The sequence below is a fragment of the Gordonia sp. NPDC062954 genome (assembly GCF_044543825.1).
In the GTDB taxonomy this organism is placed as follows: domain Bacteria; phylum Actinomycetota; class Actinomycetes; order Mycobacteriales; family Mycobacteriaceae; genus Gordonia; species Gordonia tangerina.
On sequence record NZ_JBITWL010000026.1, the window covers coordinates 76,764 to 83,555 of the forward strand.

General features: G+C 64.3%; 6 protein-coding genes and 1 pseudogene. 3 read left to right on the forward strand and 4 right to left on the reverse strand.

Annotated features, from left to right (window positions below; translation table 11 throughout):
• Positions 1 to 417 precede the first annotated feature (417 nt).
• Both ACIGKQ_RS20975 and ACIGKQ_RS20980 read left to right on the forward strand, forming a co-directional pair.
• Positions 418 to 672, forward strand: a complete 255-nt coding sequence (locus ACIGKQ_RS20975; protein WP_235726259.1) for a type II toxin-antitoxin system Phd/YefM family antitoxin — start codon at positions 418 to 420, stop codon at positions 670 to 672.
• Entirely contained in the window at positions 665 to 1,069 is a 405-nt protein-coding gene (locus tag ACIGKQ_RS20980; protein WP_235726258.1) for a type II toxin-antitoxin system VapC family toxin, read from the forward strand. Before ACIGKQ_RS20975 ends, ACIGKQ_RS20980 begins: the two co-directional genes overlap by 8 nt.
• A 595-nt stretch (positions 1,070 to 1,664) precedes the next feature.
• Here ACIGKQ_RS20980 and ACIGKQ_RS20985 read toward each other — a convergent pair.
• Complete coding sequence (locus ACIGKQ_RS20985) at positions 1,665 to 1,940, reverse strand: hypothetical protein (RefSeq protein ID WP_396574835.1); 276 nt, start codon at positions 1,938 to 1,940, stop codon at positions 1,665 to 1,667.
• A 13-nt stretch (positions 1,941 to 1,953) separates the two neighbouring features.
• Here ACIGKQ_RS20985 and ACIGKQ_RS20990 point away from each other — a divergent pair.
• A pseudogene (locus ACIGKQ_RS20990) lies at positions 1,954 to 2,553 on the forward strand (amidohydrolase family protein); the annotation flags it as partial.
• Between the two features lie 854 nt (positions 2,554 to 3,407).
• On the opposite strand, the gene ACIGKQ_RS20995 reads toward ACIGKQ_RS20990, so the two are convergent.
• The 3 genes from ACIGKQ_RS20995 to ACIGKQ_RS21005 are packed head-to-tail and all read right to left on the reverse strand — an operon-like array spanning position 3,408 to position 6,577.
• On the reverse strand, positions 3,408 to 4,445 hold the full coding sequence (locus tag ACIGKQ_RS20995) for a PucR family transcriptional regulator (RefSeq protein WP_396574836.1): 1,038 nt from the start codon (positions 4,443 to 4,445) through the stop codon (positions 3,408 to 3,410).
• A gap of 48 nt (positions 4,446 to 4,493) precedes the next feature.
• Entirely contained in the window at positions 4,494 to 5,678 is a 1,185-nt protein-coding gene (locus tag ACIGKQ_RS21000) for a serine hydrolase domain-containing protein (RefSeq protein ID WP_396574837.1), read from the reverse strand.
• Positions 5,679 to 5,719: 41 nt separating this feature from the next.
• Positions 5,720 to 6,577, reverse strand: coding sequence for an alpha/beta hydrolase (locus ACIGKQ_RS21005; RefSeq protein WP_348542412.1), 858 nt, complete (start codon positions 6,575 to 6,577; stop codon positions 5,720 to 5,722).
• Positions 6,578 to 6,792: the final 215 nt, after the last annotated feature.

Below are 6,792 nucleotides of genomic sequence, written 5' to 3' on the forward strand. Positions count from 1 at the left end.
GCACTCGGACCCTCGTTCGTATCCACAGGCCTGTCGCCTATTCACAGCGGCCGCGCAACGTCACACGAGACGCGTGAAGCGTATGGGCCGTTCCTCAGCTCACGGCAGCGCGCAAACGGGGCAGTTGCCGCAACGCGTTGATGCGTTCGATCTCGTAGCGTTTGCCGGTGTTGAAGACATCGCTCAATCCACGAGCGGGGTCGCCGCTCCCCTCGAGGAACACGGTTTGGCTGAAGGGCCAGTCGGAGCCGAAGACGATGTGGGAGCGCGGTGCGACCGCGCCGGCACTGACCGCATTGCAACCGATCGTGCGGCCGATCTCGGTGCGGATGGCGACGGTCAGGGCGGAGCGCTCCAGGTAGTGGATCGCTCGAACGAGGTCGGCAGCAGTGTAGCATCTGGTGCTACACTGGCTTCGTGACCGAACCCATCAGCCAGCGCGAGTTGCGCAACGACAGCGGACGAATCATGCGCGAACTCGACGAGGGCCGCAGCTTTGTCATCAGTCGCAACGGTCGCCCGATAGGGGAGCTGAGGCCACTGCGTCGCGAACGTCTCGTCGACACCCGCGTCGCACTGGCGGGCTTCACCGCCGCACCAGCAATCGACTTCGACACGTTCCGTCGCGACGTCGACGCGACGCTCGACCAGGAACCCGAACCGCGTGCCTGAGGACGAGGCGGCGGGCCTGCTCGACACCTCGGTCATCATCGACCTCAATTCGATTAACGCATCGGTGTTGCCCGCAAAGATCGCGATCAGCACCGTCTCCCTCGCGGAGATCGCCGCCGGACCGGCGGCGACCGATGATGTTGCCGAACGAGCCCGCCGGCAAGATCGACTCCAGCGAGTGGAAGCCACGTTCGAACCAATACCGTTCGACGGCGAAGCCGCCCGCGCGTACGGGCGCATCTACGCAGCCGTCGTGGCCGTCGGCCGAAAACCGCGCCGCCGGCTCGCAGACCTCCAAATCGCTGCGACAGCGCTGGCCAACGATATGACCTTGATAACGCGAAACCCCGACGACTTTGTCGGGCTGGATGATCTGATCCGAGTTGTCGCAGTGTAGACATTCACACCGAGTATGAACGAGCAAGAGGAGAGCTGGACTCAGTCGCGACAGTCCCTCTGTGAGTCAATGTCTCTTCGCGCGGCTAACGGCAGTCGGTGGTCCGCTGCGCCCGTCGATGACGCAAGCTCCAACAGCTGACGATCGGTTCACGCTGCTGCTGGCGCATCCACCCAATGGCGCGGATGACGAGTCGGGCTTGTGCGTGCGGCATTTAAGGTCGCGAACGCTTATATTCGTCACTGTGACGTAACTATGTTGTACGCCGGGCCCGCGTGACGGGCCGGAGGGACGATATCGCGAGGTCCAGTGAACCAAAGAGCAAGTCGCAAAATAAGATTCGGCGCGTTGGCCTATACGTTCCCACGTCGGTACTTTACGGTCGACGCGGCCGCATGAGGCAGTTGCCTTGTCAAACGCCGACAAAACAGCCGTCCAGATTCGCCAACTTGATGACATTTCGCCAATCTGGGCGATCATCGACACACGAGGAGCTCTCTCATCTGGTTTAGACTCGTCCTCCTTTACTGGTAACCACTCGTATCACTTTGTCTCGAGTATCACGCAGGTGATTCCGAAGTTGGTAGAAGAGTTTTCAGTTGGGGAGTTTTCCGGTTAGGTATTGCTGGATTGTCGGCGCGACGATGGCGATAGCGACGGCGCGGTCAGTGCTGGCGAGAGGTTCGGCGCCAGCGATGGTTCGGGCGGTGGCAATGCCCAGCAGATGCGCGCCGGCGAGAGTCAGACGTAGCGCTGCCTGATCATCAACGACGAACTCCGGCAGCGCTTGGGCCGTGATACGCGATCCTACGATGTCCCGGAGTAGGTTGCCGAAGCGTTCGGATGTGAATGCCGTACGGGCAGCAGGCATGGAGCCGCTGTGGGAGGAACTCGACGCCAGGAAGGCCGTCGTACTGATTCACCCCGCGGACCTGCCCGGCCCGACCGTTCCCGGCCTTCCACCGTTCGCGACCGACTTCCTTCTCGACACCACCCGCGCCGCCTACCTGCTGGTCCGCAACGGGATTCGCCGCACCTACCCGAACATCCGGTTTCTGCTCAGCCACGGCGGTGGATTCGTTCCCTATGCCGCCCATCGAATGGCGGTCGCCATCACCGGCGATACCGGGCGTAGCATCCTCGACTCGCTCGACGACTTCCGCTCGTTCTACTTCGACACAGCGCTGACCGCCAGCGCTGCATCGCTGCCGAGCCTGATCGCTTTCGCCCGCCGGGGACACGTCACGTTCGGCTCGGACTGGCCCTTCGCCCCGGCCTCGGCCAGCGCGTACTTCGCCGCGAACCTCGAGAACTATGGAGCGCTGAACCAGGCCCAACGCGAGGCGATCGAATGGTCAAACGCCGCCGCACTGTTTCCCCGGCTCGGCTATCCCACTCAGACGTTGCCGGATCGGCCGGCCCGTCCGGTCGCAGCAGCCCGTCGACGAGCGATGCGCGTCCTCGCCCGCGCCATGCAACCCTGACGTGCAAACTTGACGTGCAAGCACTTTCGGCGCTGACGCCCACGGTTCGACCCGTCCGTCACGTCACAGGCCCTGGCGGGGTCCTCTGAGTAGAGATCAAGAGTAGAGATCAATTCGGCGACCGGCGCCGGACCGGAATCATGCTGCAGCGACCGGTAACTGGGATCATTCAGACGCGGTGACCGATGCCCGGTAGATGCTGATCAATGCGACCGGTAGCGGCGCTAATGTGTCTGCTAACTTTGTGCCGTCCGCACGCTCGGCGATCAGGGCGCCGTCGATGGTTGCACGCGCGAACCTCGCTAGCCGCGCAACGATGTCGCTTCCAGGTTCCAGCGCCAGGGCTCCTCGGATGTGGTGCTGCATCAGTGACAGCCCCAGCTCACGGACGTCACGGGCCAAGTCGGCCCCCTTCTTGTCTCGACCGGCCACACCCTCGGCGCCCGAGAAGGCTTTGCAGGGATCGATCTAGCGGAGTCTTCCGCGCGTGATCGGAATGCTCAAGAAGCTGGCGTGTCCTGCCGACCCGAAGTGCACGGTAAGGTTGCCGAGGCGGTTTGGTGAAGCCACCGTGGGCATGAGGTGCGGCCACAGGCAGCATTTTCGCTTGAGATCCAATGGGACGAGTTCTCTCATCTAGTTGAACTCGTCCTAGTTTTTCACCGATAATTTACCTTTTATGTCAGTGGGCTTGTCGGCACCCAAAGTGGCGTCTGGCTATCTCGAGGTCGTAGGTCTGCAGTCAAAGGCTACAACCTTTTGTTGATTTGCTATCTACGCTCGCATTTCAAACCGGTTGAACGACATGGGATTCGGCTTGATTCGACATAATCAGGGAGTTTCCCGGGTTCGTCTTACCCGGGAGCGGGAAGGTCGAAAACCCGAGAGGATTCGAGCCGCCACGCCAGATATGCCAGGCCGAGCCTGATGCGGCCGTACCCGTCCTGGAAGTCGAAGCCGACCTCGGCGCGGAGGAGCTCGGACCGCGTCTGCACCGTGCTGTGGTGGACGCCGGCGCGGCGGGCGGCCTGGCGTACTGACGACGTGGCCAGGATGGCCTCGATGGTGGAATCGGCCCACGGGTGGGTCATCACCGTAGCGATGCGGGCCGAGTCGCTGGTGGCGATCGTGGATGGTCCGGCGTCGGCGAGGAGCTGAGTCAGCCCGCCGTAACGGTCCGCGCAGACGAACGGGTCCGACGGCGGGCGACACAGCCGGACCGCGACGAGTGCGGTGCGGAACGACGACTTCAGGTCGTCGACGGGGGTTGCAATGCCGACCCCCGACGGTCGCACGTCGAGCTCGGTGGTCGTGGCAGGCACGATCGTGGCGTGTACCGGACCAAACGCGGTGCTGATGACGTCCGAGGGGCCCGCCGGATGGGATGCCCACACAGCGAACAGCGGAGCGGCCACCACCCTGTGGGTCCGGGTCGCGTCGAGGCCCAGCCGTCCGGCTGCCTCGGCTCGCTCCGACGCGGACGTCGACGAGTCAAGCACGACTCGCAGATCACGGCGCGGCTCGATCTCCCGGCGTTCAATCCCCGCCCTTACGCCCACCGCTAGCGCTAATCGCTCGAGAATGATCGCGTCGTTGGCGTGTGGCGGCCCGCTGCGCTCCAACCAGACGCGGACAGCCCCCGGAAGCTGACTGACCGTGACGTCGTCGGGGCGGGCGCCTTCCAGCACGTCGCCGGAAGGACCGAGCCGTAGCTCGGTCCTCCCAGCGCCGGTCTTCGCCCCTGCCGGGCACCCCGCCAGCGACGCTGCGGCAGCCAGCAGCCCACGGGTGTTCACGTCACCGACGATGAGTTCGTCGAAGCAGGCGATCACCCGAATACCCAGACTGGCGTCGGGATCAAGTGCCGCGATTCTGCCGAGCAGCTCCTGCATCACGAACTCCTCAGCGACGGGACGGCGACGGACAGGCGAGACCCATTGTCAGCCGCGCAACGCCCGGTAAGTCGCGGTTTCCAGGTCCAGGTAACCGGTCACGGAGTCCGCATCGGCGAACGGGAAGATCTGCGTGGCCCAATACCCGCCGATCGAGTTGCGCCGGTCGATCCAGTAGTAAAGATTTGCCAGCCCCGCCCAGGCTACGCTGCCAGCGGGACGTCCCGTCGGCGCCTCCTCGTCATTCACCATGAAGGTGTAAGCCCAGGACTTGGACTGGCCGGGGAAGAACTCTGCGTCGTTGCTCAGAGTGGGGATCACCCCGGGGAGCATCTTGACCTTGAGATCGCCGAGGTGGTTCTGCGCGGCGAACTCGACGGTGTCGGGCCGCAGGATCTGCTCGCCCGACGGCGCCGAGCCGTCGTTGAGCCACATCCGAATGAAGGACAGATAATCCCCGACCGTCGAGTACAGGCCGTGACCACCCATGTGGACCTCGGGGTCGGGCAGGCGGAAGTCGGTTGGTTCGAGCGCCCCGTCAGCGCCACGCTGGTGCATGGTCGCCACCCGCGATTCCATGTCGCCGTCAAGGGTGAACGATGTGTTGGTCATGCCCAGCGGGGTGAGGATGCGGTCGCGGAACACCTCACCGAGCCGGCGGCCGGTAATCCCCTCGATCACCTGTCCGGCCCAGTCGATGTTGCTGCCGTACTCCCACTGCTCGCCCGGATCGAACAGCAAAGGGGTCTGCAGAGCGCGACGACTCGAAGTGACGATGCTGGGCTGCCCATGGTTCTCCGCGAGACGGTTGTACTGCTCGTTGAAGAAGTCGTATCCGAAACCCGCAGTGTGGAGCAGCAGTTGCTTGGTGGTTATGTCGGACTTGGGCGCCCGCAGGACCGGATCGCCGTTATCGTCAAATCCATCAAGGACTTGCACCTCGCCGAGCGCCGGAGCGTACTCTTTTGCCGGCGCGTCGAAGTCAAGGTCGCCGCTCTCGCGCAGCTGCAGTGCCGCGACACCCGTTAGGGCCTTCGTGGTGGAGAAGATCGCGAACACCGAGTCGGTGGTCATCGGCGTCTTGGTGCCCAGGTCGCGGTATCCCGAGGCCCCGAGGTATACCGCCTCCTCCGCAGTCGTGACGCCGGCGACGACGCCGGGGACCCGATACGCCGCGTCCTGAACGACGCGGTCGACTGCCTCGGCGATCGAGCTGCTATTCGTCGTGGTCATCGTGAACTCCTTTGTTCTGTGTAGCTTCACCTGCGAGAAACTCAGTCGGACAACCGATTCGCCACCCAATCGAAACGGGCACGCATCATTCCCTGGGCGAGCGCGGTATGCGGGGCGAAAATGTCGAAGGCATGAAACCCACCGGTCCATACGTGCAGCTCGGCGTCACCACCGGCCCGCCAGATCGCGGTCGCGTAGTCGATCGCCTCGTCGCGGAAGATTTCCGCCGATCCCACGTCGATGAACGCCGGTGGAAGGCCGGTGAGGTCGGTAGCGCGAGCAGGGGCGATATAGGGCGAGACGTCGTCGCCGCCGTACCTGTCACCCAGCACCGCCGCCCACCCGGTCTCGTTGCTGATGCGGTCCCACACCCCGACGCCGTCGAACTGCCCGGTAGACGGGGTTCGCCCCCGGTCGTCGAGCATCGGATAGACGAGCAGCTGTCCGCACAGCGCGGGACCCGATCGGTCGCGGGCGGCCAGTGCGGCGCCAGCGGCCAGACCGCCCCCGGCGCTAGCGCCGGCGACCATCACTCGACGGGGGTCGATGCTCAGATCACCGGCGTTGGCGACTGACCACACGAGGGTGGCGTATAGATCCTCGCGGGCATACGGGTCTTGGAATTCCGGTGCCAACCGGTACTCGGGGCACACGAGAACGGCGCCGAGCTGCTCGACCCAGTCGAGGTTCATCGCCAACGCATTGAAGCGATCGCCGAACATTAGCCCACCCGAGTGAGCGTACACGATGGCCGGCCGCGATCCGGGATGGTCGGGGGATCGGAAGACCGAGACTACGATCCCGTCGCCGCCGTGACCCCGGACGGTGTACTCGTCATGGAGGACTTGGCGGCCCTCGAGGATCTCCGCCACCGGCGGAGACGCATAAGACCGTCGCATGAACGGGATCAAGTCGGGGGTAATGGTTGGCGGAAATACCCCACCGACCACCGCAAGACCGGCCTTTAGCTCGGGGTCGAAACGCGGACGCCGTACGCCCGCACCCCTGCCGCCCTCTTTTGACGAGGCTCAAGAAACTTCCCCAGGTGTGCTCGCTGAAATTCCCCACCTGTGGGCGGCTCCTACTGTAGCGTCCGTCGGGTTGGCGCGGTGGC